Source organism: Tatumella sp. JGM118 (assembly GCF_018257515.1).
In the GTDB taxonomy this organism is placed as follows: domain Bacteria; phylum Pseudomonadota; class Gammaproteobacteria; order Enterobacterales; family Enterobacteriaceae; genus Tatumella; species Tatumella terrea.
In genome coordinates this window covers 1-19,259 of the sequence record NZ_JAERJR010000023.1, presented here as the reverse complement: position 1 = coordinate 19,259, position 19,259 = coordinate 1, and the positions used below count along the sequence as shown (strand labels likewise).

General features: G+C 51.9%; 16 protein-coding genes. 10 read left to right on the top strand and 6 right to left on the bottom strand.

All coding sequences use genetic code 11. The features are described 5' to 3' along the window. Positions 1 to 7 precede the first annotated feature (7 nt). The 4 genes from JK223_RS15085 to tldD all read left to right on the top strand — a co-directional run bounded on the left by JK223_RS15085 (position 8) and on the right by tldD (position 7,521). The gene (locus JK223_RS15085) at positions 8 to 601 is read left to right on the top strand and encodes a nucleoside triphosphate pyrophosphatase (protein ID WP_212714976.1); all 594 of its coding nucleotides are present in this window, start codon (positions 8 to 10) and stop codon (positions 599 to 601) included. After that, the gene (gene rng / locus JK223_RS15080) at positions 591 to 2,060 is read left to right on the top strand and encodes a ribonuclease G (RefSeq protein WP_212714975.1); all 1,470 of its coding nucleotides are present in this window, start codon (positions 591 to 593) and stop codon (positions 2,058 to 2,060) included. Before JK223_RS15085 ends, rng begins: the two co-directional genes overlap by 11 nt. 139 nt (positions 2,061 to 2,199) lie before the next feature. Next, complete coding sequence (gene yhdP, locus JK223_RS15075; protein ID WP_212714974.1) at positions 2,200 to 6,006, top strand: AsmA2 domain-containing protein YhdP; 3,807 nt, start codon at positions 2,200 to 2,202, stop codon at positions 6,004 to 6,006. A gap of 69 nt (positions 6,007 to 6,075) precedes the next feature. Then, positions 6,076 to 7,521: a metalloprotease TldD gene (gene tldD, locus JK223_RS15070; protein WP_212714973.1), complete on the top strand. Its 1,446-nt coding sequence runs from the start codon at positions 6,076 to 6,078 to the stop codon at positions 7,519 to 7,521. 47 nt (positions 7,522 to 7,568) lie between these two features. Here the strand turns inward: tldD and aaeR are convergent, their stop codons facing one another. After that, a complete protein-coding gene (gene aaeR / locus JK223_RS15065) occupies positions 7,569 to 8,489 on the bottom strand; it encodes an HTH-type transcriptional activator AaeR (protein ID WP_212714972.1) in 921 nt (306 codons plus the stop codon). A 253-nt stretch (positions 8,490 to 8,742) separates the two neighbouring features. Here aaeR and aaeX point away from each other — a divergent pair, with 253 nt between their 5' ends. From aaeX to aaeB, 3 genes are read left to right on the top strand one after another with little or no spacing between them, the layout of a single operon-like run. Beyond that, the gene (gene aaeX, locus JK223_RS15060) at positions 8,743 to 8,946 is read left to right on the top strand and encodes a p-hydroxybenzoic acid efflux pump operon protein AaeX (RefSeq protein WP_025903802.1); all 204 of its coding nucleotides are present in this window, start codon (positions 8,743 to 8,745) and stop codon (positions 8,944 to 8,946) included. A gap of 7 nt (positions 8,947 to 8,953) precedes the next feature. Further along, positions 8,954 to 9,886 carry a p-hydroxybenzoic acid efflux pump subunit AaeA gene (aaeA, locus tag JK223_RS15055; protein ID WP_212714971.1) on the top strand — a complete coding sequence of 311 codons (933 nt, stop codon included), beginning with the start codon at positions 8,954 to 8,956 and terminating at the stop codon, positions 9,884 to 9,886. 11 nt (positions 9,887 to 9,897) lie between these two features. After that, positions 9,898 to 11,853 (top strand): p-hydroxybenzoic acid efflux pump subunit AaeB, encoded by a 1,956-nt coding sequence (aaeB, locus tag JK223_RS15050; RefSeq protein ID WP_212714970.1) that lies wholly within the window; start codon positions 9,898 to 9,900, stop codon positions 11,851 to 11,853. 295 nt (positions 11,854 to 12,148) lie between these two features. Here the strand turns inward: aaeB and JK223_RS15045 are convergent, their stop codons facing one another. The 5 genes from JK223_RS15045 to zapG form a co-directional block, all read right to left on the bottom strand. After that, the gene (locus JK223_RS15045) at positions 12,149 to 12,412 is read right to left on the bottom strand and encodes a YdgH/BhsA/McbA-like domain containing protein (protein WP_212714969.1); all 264 of its coding nucleotides are present in this window, start codon (positions 12,410 to 12,412) and stop codon (positions 12,149 to 12,151) included. A 350-nt stretch (positions 12,413 to 12,762) separates the two neighbouring features. Continuing rightward, complete coding sequence (gene argR, locus JK223_RS15040) at positions 12,763 to 13,233, bottom strand: transcriptional regulator ArgR (RefSeq protein WP_212714968.1); 471 nt, start codon at positions 13,231 to 13,233, stop codon at positions 12,763 to 12,765. A gap of 439 nt (positions 13,234 to 13,672) precedes the next feature. Next, positions 13,673 to 14,740, bottom strand: coding sequence for an outer membrane-stress sensor serine endopeptidase DegS (degS, locus tag JK223_RS15035; RefSeq protein WP_212714967.1), 1,068 nt, complete (start codon positions 14,738 to 14,740; stop codon positions 13,673 to 13,675). Between the two features lie 88 nt (positions 14,741 to 14,828). Continuing rightward, a complete protein-coding gene (locus tag JK223_RS15030) occupies positions 14,829 to 16,205 on the bottom strand; it encodes a Do family serine endopeptidase (RefSeq protein WP_212714966.1) in 1,377 nt (458 codons plus the stop codon). An 88-nt stretch (positions 16,206 to 16,293) separates the two neighbouring features. Next, positions 16,294 to 16,695 (bottom strand): Z-ring associated protein ZapG, encoded by a 402-nt coding sequence (zapG, locus tag JK223_RS15025; RefSeq protein WP_212714965.1) that lies wholly within the window; start codon positions 16,693 to 16,695, stop codon positions 16,294 to 16,296. A gap of 210 nt (positions 16,696 to 16,905) precedes the next feature. On the opposite strand from zapG, the gene zapE reads away from it, so the two are divergent. The 3 genes from zapE (at position 16,906) to rpsI (ending at position 19,121) form a co-directional block, all read left to right on the top strand. After that, complete coding sequence (zapE, locus tag JK223_RS15020; RefSeq protein ID WP_212714964.1) at positions 16,906 to 18,039, top strand: cell division protein ZapE; 1,134 nt, start codon at positions 16,906 to 16,908, stop codon at positions 18,037 to 18,039. 245 nt (positions 18,040 to 18,284) lie between these two features. Beyond that, positions 18,285 to 18,713: a 50S ribosomal protein L13 gene (rplM, locus tag JK223_RS15015; RefSeq protein WP_025903811.1), complete on the top strand. Its 429-nt coding sequence runs from the start codon at positions 18,285 to 18,287 to the stop codon at positions 18,711 to 18,713. Between the two features lie 15 nt (positions 18,714 to 18,728). Next, positions 18,729 to 19,121, top strand: coding sequence for a 30S ribosomal protein S9 (gene rpsI / locus JK223_RS15010; RefSeq protein WP_025903812.1), 393 nt, complete (start codon positions 18,729 to 18,731; stop codon positions 19,119 to 19,121). The last annotated feature ends 138 nt before the right edge of the window (positions 19,122 to 19,259 follow it).

Below are 19,259 nucleotides of genomic sequence, written 5' to 3'. Positions count from 1 at the left end.
GATAATTATGCTCGATTTATATCTGGCTTCCGGGTCACCCCGCCGTCAGGAATTACTCGCTCAGGCAGGTTTCCGTTTTGAACGCCTGATCACGGCGGTTGAAGAATCCCGTCATCCCGGAGAGTCTCCGGAAGCGTATGTGTGCCGCCTGTCATCCGATAAAGCGCGGGCAGGTGTGCGTCTCGCGCCAGTGGATTTACCTGTGATCGGGGCCGATACGATTGTGGTCGCCGATGGCGAAGTCCTCGAAAAACCTGCCGATGAAGCCCATGCACGGCAGATGCTGACAATGCTATCCGGAAAAACACATCAGGTCATGACGGCCGTGACGGTGGCCAGCCGTCAGGGCGCAGTGACCGAAAATATCATTACACAGGTTACCTTCCGTGAACTGAGTTCTGCCGATATTGAAAATTATATCGCCAGCGGTGAACCCATGGATAAAGCCGGGGCTTACGGGATCCAGGGGAAAGGCGGCCGTTTTGTTCGCCATATTAATGGAAGCTTCTATGCCGTTGTCGGGCTGCCGCTGGTGGAAACAGAAGAGCTGCTCGCCCGGTTACAGGTTTTAACGGCGGAAAAGGAGCAGTATGACAGCTGAATTACTTGTAAATGTCACCCCTTCTGAAACCCGTGTCGCCTATATTGATGGCGGGGTCCTGCAAGAGATCCATATTGAAAGAGAGTCCAGACGGGGTATTGCCGGTAACATTTATAAAGGTCGCGTCAGCCGTGTTCTGCCCGGTATGCAGGCTGCTTTTGTCGATATTGGTCTGGATAAGGCGGCATTCCTTCACGCCTCAGATATTGTCCCCCACACCGAATGTGTGGCCGGTGATGAGCAAAAAAAATTCCAGGTCCGTGATATCGCCGAACTGGTCCGCCAGGGTCAGGACCTGATGGTTCAGGTGGTGAAAGATCCTTTGGGCACTAAAGGAGCCAGGCTGACCACCGATATTACACTGCCTTCCCGCTATCTGGTTTTTATGCCCGGAGCCTCGCATGTGGGGGTCTCCCAGCGTATTGAAAGTGAGAAAGAACGGAACCGGCTGAAAAAAGTCGTTGCAGATTATTGTGATGAAAACGGCGGATTTATTATCCGTACCGCTGCCGAAGGAGTCGGTGAAACCGAACTGGCACAGGATGCCGCCTTTCTGAAACGGCTTTGGGGCAAGGTCTCTGAGCGTAAAAAGCGTCATCAGACCCGTTCACTGTTATATGGTGAGCTGGCACTGGCCCAGCGGGTATTGCGTGATTTTGTGGAAGCAGAACTCGATCGTGTCCGGATAGATTCCCGTCAGACCTATGATTTGCTGCTCGGGTTTACGGCGGAATACATGCCGGAAATGACGCATAAACTCGAGCTTTATAGTGGCAAACAGCCAATTTTTGATTTATTCGATGTTGAAAACGAAATTCAGCGGGCACTCGACCGTAAGGTCGAACTCAAGTCCGGCGGCTACCTGATCATTGATCAGACCGAAGCCATGACCACCATTGATATTAATACCGGGGCCTTTGTTGGCCACCGGAACCTGGATGAGACGATTTTCAATACCAATATTGAAGCGACCCAGGCGATTGCCCGCCAGCTGAGATTACGTAACCTCGGGGGGATCATCATCATCGACTTTATTGATATGGCCAATGATGATCATCGCCGCCGCGTCTTACACTCTCTGGAAAATGTATTGAGTAAAGATCGGGTGAAAACCGGTATTCATGGCTTTTCGGCGTTAGGGCTGGTGGAAATGACCCGTAAGCGGACCCGTGAAAGTCTGGAACATGTGCTGTGCGGAGGGTGTCCTACCTGTAGCGGGCGCGGGACAGTAAAAACGGTTGAAACCGTTTGCTATGAGATTATGCGTGAGATTGTACGTGTGCATCACGCCTATGATACTGACAGCTTTCTGGTATACACCTCGCAGGCCGTGGGAGATGCCCTCAAAGGAGAAGAATCCCACGCCCTGGCCGAACTGGAAATATTCATCGGTAAACAGGTCAAAATCCATGCCGAACCGCTATATATCCAGGAACAATTTGATGTCGTCATGATGTAAGGGACTTATCCCTGCCGTTGTCCCCGGGGATTATCAGGATGATGATTCCGGGTTCAGCTATAATAGACATCAGAAGTTTCATCGCTAGCAACGGCTTACCCTGTGGGGGTGGTTTACTGAATTAATCAAGGAGAAGTGTGTGAGGCGTTTGCCCGGGATCTTGTCGCTGATAGCCGCTACGCTTATCGTTATCGTTGCTCTGCTGATCAGTGGATTACGGCTCCTGATGCCGCATATGAATGAGTACCGTACCGAAATCCTGTCGGCAGTCTCTTCTCTGAGCGGAACCCGGCTTAGCGCCGATGAACTCACCGGTCGCTGGGAAAATTTTGGTCCGGTGGTTGAGGTCCGTGGCCTGCACAGTACCCTTAACGACGGTACCACCCTTGGGGTTTCACATGTCCGGCTGGCGCTGGATGTCTGGCAGTCATTGCTGCACGCCCGGTTACAGTTCCGTGATCTGACCTTCTGGCAATTACAACTGTCGGCCCGTACCTTACCCCGGTCTTCTTCCGCATCCCGTCAGTCGCTGGGCCTGGCTCAGGTCGAAAATCTCTTTCTCCGCCGGTTTGACCACTTTATCTTGCGCGACAGTCAGATAAGTTTCCCGTCCCTGTCAGGACAGCAGGTACACTTAGCTATCCCGCAACTGACCTGGTTTAATGAAGGCCAGCGTCATCGTGCGGAAGGTGAAGTCAGCCTGAGCAGTATCACTGGCCAGCATGGTGTTGTTCAGGTCAGGCTGGACCTGAATGATATTAACGGGATGATTGATAGCGGCAGGGTCTGGTTACAGGCAGAGAGTGTCGATGCGAAACCCTGGCTGGGGCGCTGGATGAAAGATAACACCACCCTCCGGACTGCCGATTTCAGCCTGCAAGCCTGGGTTAATCTGAAAGGCGGGGTGCCGGACTCCGGAGACCTGTTACTGACCCAAGGCAGTGCCCGCTGGCAGGCCGGTCAGGAACCGCATCAGCTCACTGTCGATAATCTTACCGCCCACCTGTTCCGTACAGGGAAAGGCTGGGCGTTATCTGTTCCGCGGACCGGGCTTGCGACAGATGATGTTGCCTGGCCGCAAGGTTCACTCTCTTTATACTGGCAGCCAGAAGAGGATCATCTGCTGCGGGCCGCAGAGACCTCAGAAATTCGCCTGCGGGCAACCCGGCTGGATTTACAACGGATCGCACCGCTGGTGCCGCTGCTGGCGCCGCTGGCTCCTGAACTGACCGGGCAATGGCGAACTCTGCAGCCTACAGGGGATGTGGATAGCCTGGCGATTGATTTTTCCTTACCGCATCCTGAGCAGAGCCGTTTTCTCGCCAGCTGGCATAACCTTAGCTGGCAGGCCGAAAAACAGCTGCCTGCCGTCAGTTACCTTTCCGGCAAAGGCAGGGGTCGTTTTGACCAGGGAGAAATCAGCCTGTCGGCCGGCCCGCAAAATCTGACGGTCGGGGATACCTTCAAAGCCCCCCTGGAAATGCAGGGGGTCACCGGAACCTTCCGCTGGGATACCCGGGACGGTAACCTGTTACTGTCCGGAGAAAATGTGGTTGCCAGCGCGCGTTCGCTGAAGGCGGCAGGGAACTTCCGCTATCAGCAGCGAAAAGGAGGCCAGCCGCGTCTGGATATCCTGGCCGGCATGAATGTGACCGATGCCGGGGATGCCTGGCGCTATTTTCCTCACCACCTGATGGGCAAAGGTCTGACAGATTATCTGAGCGGCGCGATCAAAGGGGGGCAGACCCAAAATGCGACGCTGATTTTTGCCGGGGATCCGCATAACTTCCCGTTCCGCCGCCATGACGGAGTGTTTCAGGTCTATGTTCCGCTGCGTGATGCCACCTATGCTTTTCAGCCGGACTGGCCGGCCCTTCAGCACCAGGATATTGACCTGAATTTCGTCAATGACGGCTTATGGATGAAAGCGGCCCATGCCCGACTGGGCAACGCGGTGGCAGAAAACCTGACCGCAGATATCACCGACTATCGTCAGGAAAAGTTAATTATCAACGGCGATGTCAGCGGGAGCGGTCAGGATATTCATGACTATTTCCGTCAGACGCCGCTGGCTAAATCTCTGGCGGCAACGCTCGCACAATTACAGATTCAGGGAAAAGTCGCCGGACATCTCAACCTGGACATTCCGCTGGATGGAAAACAGGTGACAGCGACCGGGGATGTCAGACTGAATAATAACAGCCTGTATATCAAACCATTAAAAACCCGTCTGACGCAGATGACCGGTCAGTTCAGGTATCAGAATGGTGCACTGGAAAGCGATACCCTGCATGCCCAATGGTACGGACAACCGGTCGCCTTCTCGTTCAGCACCCATGAGCAGGAAAAAGACTTTGCGGTGGATATTGCTCTGCAGTCCCAATGGCACCCGGCGGCCCTGAAATTACTTCCGGCTTCGCTGCGTTCACGACTGAGCGGGCAATTACCGTGGCAGGGGAACGTCAGTATCCGGTTACCGTATCACGGGGGAGCTGACTATCAGGTCGCGATCAAGGGAGATGCCAAAGAGGTAAGCAGTCACTTACCCTCGCCGCTGTCAAAAGATTCAGGTAGCGCATTCCCGTTCGAAATTAATGTCAAAGGGGATTTAAACAGTTTCCTGCTCAGTGGCAGTGCCGGAAAGGATCAGAAATTTATCAGTCGCTGGTTGCTTGAGCCGCAGTTCCGGCTGGATCGCGGGCAGTGGCAGGACCATACCTCGAAACTGCCGGCACTCCCGGCGTCACCCTCCATGATACTGAACCTGCCGGCGCTGCAGGGGGAGGAATGGCTGGCGTTATTCGGGGGAAATCAGTCTGATAACAATGCCTTGAAAACCACCGGTGAGCCGTTTAATTTGCCGGGGAACATCACGCTGCATACGCCGTCACTGTCGCTGGGCGGCCAGAACTGGAACGACCTGACGGTATTACTGTCACGGAGTGTGGATGGCGCGACACGGATAGCGGCGAACGGTAAAGAGATACGCGGTCAGTTACAAATAAACCCGCACCGTCCGTGGCAGGTGAATTTTGACTACCTGTACTACAATCCACAGTGGCCGTCAGGGAGCAACCCTTCCCTGACGGATACGACGGCACAGAAATACAACTTCGGTCAGTGGCCGGCACTGCAACTGGACTGTGCTCAGTGCTGGTTGACCGGTCAGAACCTTGGAAAACTCTCCGCACGGTTAACCCCGTCCGATGGAAAGTTAGTACTTACTAATGGGCTGCTGGATGCCGGACATACCCGTCTGAACGTCAGCGGTGAATGGGACCAGTCAGGATCCCGCTCCCGCACCTCTCTGAAAGGGGAAGTGACCAGTCATAATATTACCCGGACATTACAGTGGTTCGGGGTGAATTCTCCTCTGCAGAGTGCGCCGGTGAAACTGGATTATGACCTTCACTGGCAGAAAGTGCCCTGGCAGCCGGATCTCCCGACGCTGAGCGGACTGCTGAAGGTGGAAACCGGTAAAGGGGAAATTACCAGTGTGAATACCGGGGCTGCCGGACAACTGCTACGCCTGGTCAGTGTGGATGCCTTACTGCGCAAGATGCGTTTCGACTTCAGAGATACCTTCAGCAATAAAGGTTTCTATTTTGACGCGATTAAAGGGACGGCCTGGATTGAAAATGGCGTATTACGCACCGATAATTTATTTATCGACGGGCTTGAAGCTGATATCACGATGCAGGGCGATGCTGATTTTGTCCGCCGCCGGCTCGATTTTAATGCCAGTGTTGCGCCGGAGTTGTCAGCATCTGTCGGCGTCGCGACGGCATTTGTTATTAATCCCGTGGTCGGGGCGGCGGTGTTTGCCGCAAGTAAGGCCCTGGCACCGCTGTGGAATAAAATTTCCCTGCTGCGCTATCATATCGGCGGAACCCTGGATGATCCGCAAATTAACGAGATACTCCGCAAGCCCCGGGCTGAGAAATGATGTCTGAATTGACGGCATCACGGAATTCCAGCAGGCTATAGTCAAACGCGATAATACAAGTGAGAAACCATGACACTGGATCTGGTAAGTGAGCAGTTACTGACTGCCAATAATATTACACGGCAGGATATTTCTTCCCTGTTAGGCCAGCTTTCAGAACGCCGCCTGGATTATGCCGATCTCTATTTCCAGTCGAGCTACCATGAATCATGGGGTCTGGAAGACAGCATTATTAAAGAAGGCTCCTGGAATATTGACCAGGGTGTCGGTATCAGGGCGATCAGTGGCGAGAAAACAGGGTTTGCGTATGCTGACCAGTTAACACTGAATGCCCTTCAGCAAAGTGCTGACGCGGCCCGCAGCATTGTGCGCGAAAAAGGCAACGGGCAGGTGAAAGCGCTGTCTGCAGTGAACTACAAGTCCCTGTATCCTGCGGTTAATCCGCTGGATAGCCTGAGCCGTGAAGATAAAATCACCCTCCTGCACCGTGTGGATAAAGTGGCACGCGCACAGGACTCCCGGGTACAGGAAGTCAGCGTCAGTCTGACGGGGATCTATGAGCAGGTACTGGTAGCGGCAACCGACGGAACGTTCGCCGCGGATATTCGCCCTCTGGTTCGTTTATCGGTCAGTGTGCTGGTGGAGGACCACGGCAAACGTGAACGTGGTGCCAGCGGTGGTGGTGCGCGTACCGGTTATGAGTTCTTCCTGGCGGATGAACAGGGTGATGTCCGTGCAGATGCCTGGGCAAAAGAAGCCGTGCGTATGGCGCTGGTTAATTTGTCTGCGGTTGCGGCGCCGGCGGGAACCTTACCGGTTGTACTGGGGGCCGGCTGGCCGGGAGTGCTGCTCCATGAAGCCGTCGGTCACGGGCTGGAAGGGGATTTTAACCGTCGTGGAACCTCGGTCTTCAGTGGACAGATGGGGCAGAAGGTTGCGTCTGATCTCTGTACGGTGGTGGATGATGGTACGCTTTCCGGACTGCGCGGCTCTCTGGCGATTGATGATGAAGGTGTGCCGGGCCAGTACAACGTGTTGATCGAAAACGGTGTGCTGAAAGGTTATATGCAGGATAAGCTGAATGCCCGTCTGATGGGTGTTCCGCCGACCGGAAATGGTCGCCGTGAATCATACGCTCATCTGCCCATGCCCCGGATGACCAACACTTATATGCTGGGTGGACAGTCAACGCCACAGGAAATTATCGAAAGCGTTGAATATGGGTTATATGCCCCGAATTTCGGGGGAGGCCAGGTCGATATCACCTCCGGTAAGTTTGTCTTCTCAACCTCCGAAGCTTATCTGATCGAAAAAGGGAAAATCACGTCGCCGGTGAAAGGGGCAACCCTGATCGGTTCCGGTATTGAAGCCATGCAGCAGATTTCTATGGTCGGTAATGATCTGGCGCTGGATAAAGGTGTGGGAGTCTGTGGTAAAGACGGACAGAGTGTGCCTGTGGGTGTCGGTCAGCCGACATTGAAACTGGATAAACTGACGGTCGGTGGTACTGCCTGATCTTCCGCAACATCTGAGTACGCACCGCCAGCCTCCCGGGGTGCGTACTAATTCCTTGCCCGGTTCTCCTGATATTTTTTTGCCATTTCACTGAAGTATTCCGTCAGGTAATCGATGCAGACCTGAACTTTAAGCGGCAGTTTATTCCTCTCGGTATAGAGTGCGTACACCGGGCGTGGTTTCGCATGATACTGCGGGTAAAGGATCTCAATTTCACCGCGGTTAATTTCATCCAGTATCCACATTAACGGCACATAAGCGATGCCGGATCCCGCTTTCAGCCAGCCAATCAAGGTCAGCGGGTCATTGGTGGCAAAACGTCCCTTCGGTGCCAGCGTTAGCGTCTGGCCGTCCGGTGAAACCAGCTCAAATTCATTGTAGGGGTACACACTGTATTCCAGCCACGCAAAACTTTCTAACTCCTCCGGACGTCCGGGTAACTCATGGAGGCCCGGGAAATGCCTTGAGGCACATAACACCATCGGCATACTGCCCAGACGACGGGAAAAGAGTGCGGAGTTTTCCAGGGTACCCGAGCGGATCACCAAATCCAGCCCATGGGCTATCAAATCAGGCGCGGGGTTACCGGTAATGAGGTTGACGCTCAGGCCGGGATAATCATGCAGCAGCTGAGCGGTCATCGGCGACAGAACATTCTGCGCCATGGTGGTGGTACTGCCGATGCGCAGCATACCGATGGGGGTATTATTAAATGCATAGAGTTGTTCATGGACCTGATTCGCCTCATGCAGCATGCGCCGGCAGCCCTGATAATAGATCCTGCCGGCCTCTGTCAGGCCTATGCTGCGTGTACTGCGGTTAAGAAGTTTAACCTGCAGTTCATCTTCCAGCTTTGCGATAGTCTGGCTGACAGAAGACACACTCAGGTGTAATTGCCGTGCTGCTGCAGTGAAAGACCCAAGATCGACCACTTTCACAAACACAGACATTCCTTTTAACCTTTCCATTATTAACTCTCGCTTAAAAGTGATTTACGTCACATTTTGTAGAAAACTAACTATCAGACACGTTACTATAGACCGATCGCATCGATAATTTATGTGCTGCAGTTACCAGTGAAAATTATACAAAATCGCTTTTGTTGACATATGCTTGTGGTTCACCCGCCATCAGGTCGCGTTCATCCTGATGTTGAAGGCCGTGATCATCAGGTATTTCGGATGCCTTTTGATTTATGGTTTTGATTCTAAAGGATTTTTAATGAGTGTTCACCCGGTACTAGTCGTTTTCGGGCTATCGTTTCCGCCCGTTTTCGTTGAACTCATTCTGTCACTGCTGCTGTTCTGGGTGGTGAAAAGAATTCTGACGCCCACCGGGATTTATGACCTGGTCTGGCATCCTTCACTCTTTAATACGGCTCTTTATTGCTGTGTCTTTTATCTTGTTTCCAGTTTAATGGTCTGAGGTTTCAGTGAAAACGCTTATAAAAAAAGTCGCACGTTACGCGATAACCCTGATCCTGGTGGTCGTTGCCATCGTGATCGTTTTTCGCGCCTGGGTGTACTACACCGAATCTCCGTGGACAAGGGATGCTAAATTTGCCGCCGATGTCGTGGCGATTTCTCCTGACGTGACCGGACTTATCACTGATGTCAAAGTGCATGATAACCAGTTCGTGAAACAAGGCGACACGCTGTTCGAAATTGACCGTCCACGTTTCCAGGAAGCACTGGATGAAGCGCAGGCAAATGTCGATTACTACCAGTCGGTTGTGGACGAAAAACGGCGTGAAGCCGCCCGCCGCAACCAGCTCGGTGCCGTTGCCTTATCGAAAGAAGCGGTAGAGCAGGCGAATAACACCCTGCAGACCAGCGAGCAGCAACTGGCCCAGGCGAAAGCCGCCCGTGATTTAGCACAGATCGATTTAACCCGTACGGATGTCAGGGCGCCGGCAGATGGCTGGGTGACGAACCTGACAGTGTATGGCGGAGAATTTATCAGTCGCGGTTCTGTGGCCGTTGCGCTGGTAAAAGCCCGCACATTCTATGTGATCGCTTACATGGAAGAGACCAAACTCAGTGGTGTTAAACCGGGCTTCCGGGCAGAAATTACCCCGCTGGGAAGTAATACCGTCCTGCGCGGGTCGGTTGACAGTATTGCCGCCGGGGTGACAAACAGCAGCAGCAGTGTGGATTCCAAGGGTATGGCGACGGTAGATTCGAACCTGGAGTGGGTCCGTCTGGCACAGCGTGTTCCTGTGCGCATCCATCTGGACGTACAACCTGGCAACCGTTTCCCGGCGGGGACGACGGCCACCGTTGTGGTCACCGGGGATAAAGACCGGCCTGACGAAAAACCGTCTCCGGCGACAGATTTACTGAAACGACTACGTGAGTTTGGTTGATTGTGGGGTCGGTGATTCAGTTTTTACGTTTCCCGGTCAAACTGACGTTTGCCGTCTTACTGGCACTGATGCTGGGGTTCTTCTGTAATTTAGAAACTCCGCGCTGGGCGGTGATGACGGCAGCGATTGTGGCCGGCGGACAAGCGTTCGCCACCGGCGGAGACCCTTACTCAGGGGCGCTACGCCACCGGGGAGTCTTAAGGATCATCGGTACCTTCCTTGGGTGTATCGCCGCGCTGACGATTATGATCTTCACCGCCCGTGCGCCCGTCGTCATGCTGATGTTGTGTTGTCTGTGGGCCGGCATATGTGTCTGGCTCTCTTCGCTGATGCGGGCTGAGAATTCTTATGCATTAGGCCTGGCCGGTTATACCGCCTTAATTATCGTCGTGACGGTAGCGGCCAGTGGTTCACTGGCCCTGGTCCCCCGTTTCGCCGTTGAGCGTTGCAGTGAGATCAGCATCGGGATTTTTTGTGTGATCCTGGCCGATATTATTTTCTCCCCTCGTTCGATTAAAAAAGTGATCGATCACGAAACGGAATCATTACTGATCGCTCAGTACCAGCTGCTGCAAACCTGTATCAGACAGACAGATAAAGAAGAGCTGGATAAAGCCTGGGGGGCATTAGTCCGTCGTACCAGTGCACTGGGAGGAATGCGCCAGCAGTTAAGAATGGAGTCTACCCACTGGCATCGTTCCGGGCGCCGGGTAAAGATGCTCAATACACTGTCTCTGACCATGATAACCCAGGCGGCCGAAACCTTTCTTATCAGGACGACCCGGCAAGAGTACATACCGACGGCGTTCTATGAGCTGATAAACCGTGATGTCAGTAACTTTGCTGAACTCTATCAGCAGTTAAAAGCGTTACGGCGTCTGGTGACCTTAACGGGGAACCGCCAGGTCCCGGAAACTATCAGCACATGGATCGGTGCCGCCAGTGAATATCTGGTGTTACTGAAAGGGCTGAAAACGAATGCCAGGATCAGCCATATTGAAGAAGCTATTCTGCAACGTGAAATTGTTGTGCATGTCCGTTCTGCCGAAACGCATCCGGCGATGATTAACGGGATCCGTACCTTTGTTGCCACCGCGCTGGGGTCACTCTTCTGGCTCTATTCCGGCTGGAATGCGGGCAGTGCCTGTATGGTGATGCTGGCGGTTGTAACCGCATTAGCCATGCGATTGCCTAATCCGCTGATGCTGGCGAAAGATTTTCTGTACGGTATGTCCGTCGCCGTTCCTCTCGGGGCGTTGTATTACATGTACCTGCTGCCAGGCACACAGCAAAGTATTTTCCTGTTGTGTCTTATTATGGGAACGATGGCTTTCGTTGCGGGTATTTTTATTCAACGCCGCCAGCTCGGAACCCTGGGGGCCTTCGTGGGGACGCTAAATATTCTGGTCCTGAGTAATCCGATGGACTTCGGTATTAATACCTTCCTGGATAGTGCGCTCGGCCAGGTGATTGGCTGTTTCCTGGCACTGATGGTGATATTACTGATCAGGGATAAATCAAAAGCCCGCACCGGAAGAAAAATACTTAATCGTTTTATTTATGCCGCGGTGTCTGCACTGACGACGAACCCTGAAAGACGACGGGAAAATCATCTGCCGGCACTGTATCAGCAACTATTTCTGCTGCTGAATTTGTTCCCGGATGATATTAATAAATACCGACTGGCATTAACATTGATTATCAGTCATCAGCGCTTGCGGAAGGCTGATATCCCGCATACCGATGACCTGTCTGAATTCCACCGCAGATTGCGTCATACCGGAGATCGGGTGATTTCATCCCATAATGATGAGCGGCGGAGCTATTATTACAATCAGCTATTACAGGAACTGGAAATTTACCAGCAAAAGCTCCATGAACACTCGGTGCCTGTTACCGTGATCGAGCCGGTAAGGCGTCTGGAAGATATTCTGATCCGTTACCGGAGCACCCTGATTAACCTGTAACTGAAGACGTTATTATTAGCTAAAACCTGCGGTCGCGGGTGTCACGCCAGCCGGCGATAAAAAAAGCCCCCGGAAGGGGGCTGAAATGACATTTTTCAGGGGATGGAACTTCTTATCCGGGCAGACCCGGTCATTATAATAATCTTATTTCACGGTTGCAGCGTCGGTCGACGGCTATCTTATTTACTCTGCGGATAAATTACGATGCCGCAGAGATTCACCTTACTGTCTCCGTTATGCTTATCCTGTGATCAGGCGCATTATGCAGGTATTGTCTTATAGAAAGAGGGTGCCGTTATTTATAAACGACTGCCGTCGCATGATAATTACCATTCATATAATCTTCAGTAATTTCATACGCTCTTGCACCCATGGCATCTGCTTTGCTATTTAATTGTTCATTAATATCTGATGGTGCCGAATTAATGCCACTGACGGTAATAACCCCGATGGAATGCATACCCTGTGCCTGCTCGCTATTAATTGATTGTGCAGCAGAAGCGGTAAATGAAAGAACAGATAATACACCCATCATAGCCAGTGCGGCTTTTATACTCACGATTCATTCCTCAGTTAATATTCATTTTTTGTGATGTCGATCACGGAAGGGATTATAGTACTGATAACGTAAGAAATTAATATGTGGCTAATAATAATTCGATCAAGTGTAACCGGTTACTTGACATTTTTTATAACAAATTCAACTAACAGTTGACTGACATTTAACCTTTGTTTATTTTTTATCATTATAAACAATAAGATATATAAATTTAACATTTTGTGCTATCGCCCGGGTACTGTCTTTTTTGTTTCATCAGTGTGATGTTTTATGCTGCGGGAATGCGGGAATGCGGCTAAAGGTACGGAACCCCTGCCGCCAGGGTAACGACGGCAGGCAGAGGTGCGCGACTAAAGTTCCTGTTCGAATAATGTCAGGATAGCATCATAGAGTTTTTTCACGGTGAACCCCCGGGAAGGGGTAATAAAGATGGTGTCATCACCCGCGATAGTGCCAAGGATCCCTTCGGCTTTCCCCAACGAGTCCAGCAAGCGGGCTATCAGCTGTGCCGCACCGGGGCTGGTATGAATGACCACCAGTGCGTCATTATAATCGATATCCAGAACCAGATTCTTTAACGGGCTGGTCGTCGTTGGTACGCCGAGCTCGGCAGGCAGACAGTAGACCATCTCCATTTTTGCATTGCGGGTACGAACGGCGCCAAACTTGGTCAGCATTCGCGACACTTTAGACTGGTTAATATTGTTAAAGCCTTCGTCCTGAAGCGCAGCAACAATCTCGCCCTGAGAACTAAACTTTTCTTCTTTCAACAGGGCTTTGAATGCCCTGACTAAATCTTCCTGTTTAGAAGCGATTCGCATAGGCTACCATTTTTTATATTAGGGTGATTCCGTAGAGTAGTTACATTATTATGCACGCTGGTGAATTTTTATGCAATATGTAACCTGTGACCTGGCCCCTGGTGTGAGCAGGGCGCGAATTTTAACAAAGAATCCTGAACTAGTCCAAACCGCTATATAACTCTGTACACATGGTTATTTATGTTATTCATCTCTTTTTCGCGGTGTTTACGTCTTTCCTGATATTCAGCAGAAGGGCTGATGAGCAGGGCTGAGAGGCTTACCGATAGGGGGCCGGCAGAGCATGACCGTCAGTCAGGGAGTATTCATCAGCAGAGGAGCGGTGCCGGGGGCAAGGTTGCACCGCGGCAACAGATAACAGTAAGAGTGTCTCAGGATGGATAATAAGCCCCGACTGCGGGGGCCTGCTTCGCTCCCCGCGCCGGTTGATGATGGCGGTTTAGTTGTCGTGCGGAAATTCCTGAATCGTCACCGGCAGGGTCAGCTTTTTATCATTACGTAACACCTGCACCTGTATGACAGCCCCTGGCCTGATCTCAGCCACCTGGTCCATCGTTTCCTGAGCGGACAGGGCAGGTTTTCCGTTCACACTCAGCAACAGGTCGTTAGGCTGGATACCTGCCTTCTCGGCCGGTCCGCCAGGGGCGACTTCACTCACGACCAGTCCCTGGATTTTATCCAGGCTGGTTCCCTGACCATGGAAAGCAGGGATTTCGCGCGCTGTGATCCCGATAAAGCCACGGATCACCCGGCCATAACGGATCAGTTTATCCATGATCTTGGTCGCCAGCGCGGTAGGTATAGCAAAACCTATGCCTTCAGGCGTCTCACCGTCACTGCTTTTATCAAAGGTCAGGGTATTGATACCCACCAGTTCGCCCCGCGAGTTGATTAACGCGCCGCCGGAATTCCCCTGATTGATGGAGGCATCGGTCTGCAGGAAATTCTGGCGGCCCGAAGAACTCAGTCCGACCCGGCCGGTGGCACTGATAATTCCCTGGGTCACGGTCTGTCCCAGATTATAAGGATTACCGATGGCCATCACGACGTCGCCGATATGTGCAATGCGTTTGGTATTAATCGGGATCACTGGCAGGTTGGCGGCAGAAATTTTAAGCACGGCGAGGTCGGTCATCGCGTCGGAACCGACCAGAGTCGCCTCATAAAACCGGCCATCCTGTAAGGCAACGATGATTTGTCCGGCGTTATTGATGACATGTTTATTGGTGAGGATATATCCGCGGGCATTCATAATGACCCCGGACCCCAGGGTGGTGATCCCCTGATTATTATTGGCCTGGGTATTACGGTTATAGACGTTAACCACTGCGGGCGCAGCACGTCTCACTCCCTGGCTGAAACTGACAATAGGTTCCTCAGAGGCGTCAGAAGAATGGCTAAATAATCCTGACAGCCAGCTTCCGGTATGGAATCCGGGCATAACCAGTAACAGCACTCCAGCCACAATAAGGCCGATAATCACCGAACGTAATAATTTGATTAACATGCCGATCGTTTTGCAGGGAAAGGGGCAGTAAGGATAACATGATAACGACCGGGACGGGTATCAGCTTGTGCCGGTCGTTATCTGATTTTTATCGCATTAACAGGTAGATACTTTCCTGACCGCGAATGACATTCAGTGCAATCACCTCAGGCCTGGTTTCCAGCACTTTTTTAAGCTCAGCCAGATTCTGCACCCGTTGGCGGTTAATACTGATAATCACATCCCCGGGATGCATACCCACCTGCGCGGCCGGGCTCTGTTTGGTCACATCCACGACCCGGATCCCTTTCACTTTACTGACCGTCTCACCATCAGTTAAAGATGCGCCCTGGAACGCAGGCTCATCAAGACGGGTAGTGGAAGACACGGCAGTGCCGCTTTGTTCAAGCGTGACCACAACGTTCAGAGGTTTGCCCGCACGCAGTACACCCAGTCGTAATTTGTCTCCTGGTGAGTGAGTGCTGACTTTTACTCTTAGTTCTGCAAATCCGGACAGGGCTTTATCATCGAGAGTGGTGATGATATCCCCGGCTTTCAGACCGGCTTTTGCCGCGGCAGACCCGGGAAGTACTTCGGCCACGAATGCACCGCGGCTGAGGTTCACATTGAAGGCTTTCGCCATTTCAGGGGTCAGTTCCGTGCCTTTGATACCGAGTTGCCCGTGTTTTACCTGGCCGTATTTGATCAGCTGGTCGGCAATATTCATTGCCATGTTACCCGGGATGGCAAATCCGATGCCGATGTTACCGCCATTCGATGCCAGGATAGCCGTGTTGATACCGATCAGCTCACCACGCAGATTGACCAGAGCCCCGCCGGAATTACCGCGGTTGATGGCAGCATCGGTCTGGATAAAGTTTTCCAGTCCTTCAATATTCAGGCCACTGCGCCCCAGTGCGGAAATAATGCCTGAAGTCGCGGTTTGCCCTAAACCGAACGGATTACCGATAGCGACGGCAAAATCCCCGACCTGCAACTGATCCGAGTCTGCCACGTTAATCTGCGTCAGGTCTTTCGGGTTTTTCACCTGCAGGAGTGCGATATCTGTCGGGGTATCACTGCCCACCACTTTCGCCTCAAACTGACGTCCGTCACTCAACTGTACGGTGATTTTTGTCGCGTCATTGATGACATGGTGATTGGTAAGAATATATCCCTTTCCGGCATTAATAATGACGCCGGATCCCAGGCCTTCAAAGGGCTGTGGCTGTGCAGACTGTGCCGGAGGCTGGCCCTGGAACTTCTTCAGAGGTTGAGGTGTATCCTGAGCACTGGCCGGAGATTGTACGCCACTGACCTGAACACTGACGACAGCAGGCAAAACGCGGGAAAGCATCGGGGCCAGAGAAGGTAACGGCTGACCATCCACCTTAACAGGCAGGGTGGCATGGGCAAGCGGTGACACTGATAAATTCAGTCCGGCACTCAGTGAGAGAGCTAACAAAAGTGGCGATAGTTTTTTCATTCTGAAGGTGTTCCCGCGATTAAACGATGGAGTTGGCCCGGAGATGCCGGTAAATGAAGATATCCGGGTGCGACCGCACCCGGGAAGGTTACTTACGACTCGCCGGTCCGTTTCTCAGTAATCCTGAAGCGCCTTCTGAGTAGTCCCGTGGGATCTGTACCGGGGCCTGATCGTTATCGGCTTCTGCTTCTGTCGCCTGCCAGGTGAACGGGTTCTGGTCACCCGGTAAATCCGGCAGCAGGTTATTGGAACCTTTCGCCATGTGCTGATACAGCTGACGGTAATCGTGCGCCATATTGTCCAGTAACTCTGCACTGCGTGCAAAATGACTTGTCAGTTCTTTACGGTATTCTTCCAGTTCAGCTTTGGATTTTTCCAGTTCATACTGAACCGTATGCTGCTCACGCAGTTTTTTATTACCGAAGCGCATCACGACCGCGCCGATGACAAGTCCAACCACTAATCCAATGAGTCCGTATTCCCAGGTCATAATAACTCCCCTAATTTCCGTTGTTATTCAGGGTACAACGGTTTCTTCTTTATGATAATCAGTTCACAACAAAAAGATAACCTACTTCAATGATAGTCACTATACCCGTTAATCTTATGGATGTGGAATCCTGAGTCTGGCTGGCGTACTGTATAACGGTTTTTTTTCGTCAAACATCCCCGACGGGGCTTTTCTGAAAAGCTGAGACAAATGCAAATGACATCACCTCTGGCCCTTTACCAGCAAGCGCTTGACCGTGGCGACTACCAGCCTGATGACGTACAAAAATCAGCGATTACCTGCCTTGATGTGATTTATCAGTCGCTTACTGAACGAGTTCAGCAACCTCCTGCTGTCCGACAGGGGTTACTGTCCCGCTTATCTGGTTTATTCGGTAAGGCCCCTTCCGCGGATGTCCGTCCTGTTCGTGGGTTGTATATGTGGGGAGGTGTCGGGCGGGGAAAAACCTGGATCATGGATCTGTTTTTTCAGTCTATTCCGGGTCAGCGCAAACTCCGGTTACATTTTCACCGGTTTATGCTTCGCGTGCATCAGGAACTGGCGGAATTACAGGGGCACAGTGACCCCTTACTGATCATCGCCGATCGCTTCAAAGCGGAAGCGGATTTATTGTGTTTTGACGAGTTCTTTGTGTCGGATATTACCGATGCCATGTTATTGGGGACCCTGATGCAAGCCCTGTTTGAACGCGGGATCACTCTGGTGGCTACCTCCAATATTCCTCCGGATGAACTCTACCGTAACGGGCTGCAACGTGGACGCTTTCTGCCAGCCATCGAACAAATAAAACGTCATTGCGACATTCTGAACGTGGATGCCGGCATCGACTACCGGCTGCGGACTCTGACGTCAGCACACTTATGGAAAACGCCGCCAGGGGATGCCAGTGAGCAGGAAATGGCAGGGATCTTTGGTGCTCTGGCGGGATGTGACTATCAGGCGGCAGGATCACCGGTACTGGAAATCAACCATCGTCCGCTGGCCACGCGAAAATCCTGCGCAGGAGTGGTCGCCCTGGACTTTGTTACCCTGTGTGGTGAGGCACGCAGTCAGCTGGATTATATCGAGCTCTCAAGGCGCTATCACACCGTGTTGCTGTTTAATGTGCCGGTACTGACTCCGGCGATGGAAGACCAGGCCAGACGTTTTCTGGCATTAGTCGATGAGTTTTATGAACGACATGTTAAACTGGTCGTCTGCGCAGAAGCGGCGTTGAGTGATATTTATCGGGGTAATCAACTGAATTTTGAGTATCAACGCTGCCTTTCACGTCTGCAGGAAATGCAGAGTGAAGAGTATCTGTGCCGCCCGCATTTGCCCTGAGTGCAGATGCCGGGAAGAGGGTTCGCAATTTTATCTTAAAAAGGGTCGACCTTTGCGGGGGACTTCTCTATAATCTTGCGACCCCACGTTACGGCAAATGGTTTTTTTTCCCAAAAACCTTTGTGATCCGGTAACTCTATCCGAAGGGGTAGGCTTACTGGCAAAATAGTCGTGTGAGCCTCAATCGTTTACTTAAGCGTTTGGGATTTCACCAACGTGTAACTTATATTTGGGTAAGCTTTTCAATGAAAACTTTTACAGCTAAACCAGAAACCGTACAGCGTGACTGGTATGTTGTTGACGCGACAGGCAAAACTTTAGGTCGTTTAGCGACTGAACTGGCTCGTCGTCTGCGTGGCAAACATAAAGCGGAATACACTCCGCACGTTGATACCGGTGATTACATTATCGTTCTTAACGCCGAGAAAGTTGCTGTTACTGGTAACAAGCGTAGCGATAAGATCTATTACCATCACACTGGCCACATCGGTGGTATCAAGCAAGCGACCTTCGAAGAGATGATTGATCGCCGTCCTGAGCGTGTGATTGAAATCGCGGTTAAAGGCATGCTGCCAAAAGGCCCACTGGGTCGTGCTATGTACCGTAAACTGAAAGTTTACGCAGGTAACGAGCACAACCATGCGGCACAGCAACCGCAAGTTCTTGACATTTAATCGGGATTACAGGCAATGGCTGAAACTCAAAACTACGGCACAGGTCGCCGCAAAAGCTCATCCGCTCGCGTCTTTATCAAGCCGGGCAGCGGAAACATCGTTATCAATCAGCGTTCTTTAGAACAGTATTTCGGTCGCGAGACTGCACGTATGGTCGTGCGTCAGCCGCTGGAACTGCTTGATATGGTAGGTAAGTTTGATCTGTACATCACCGTTAAAGGTGGTGGTATCTCTGGTCAGGCCGGTGCGATCCGTCACGGTATCACACGCGCTCTGATGGAGTATGACGAATCTCTGCGTTCAGAACTGCGCAAAGCGGGCTTTGTTACCCGTGATGCACGTAAAGTTGAACGTAAGAAAGTCGGTCTGCGTAAAGCACGTCGTCGTCCACAGTTCTCCAAACGTTAATTCTTTGCTGCTGATGCAGCATTGCAATTGGCCTCAAAAACCCGCTTCGGCGGGTTTTTTGTTGTCACCCCTAAACCACCTCCTAGGGAGGTGGTGATTGATCCTGTAAGGCTATAGCCTGAAGAATGCCCATGCCGG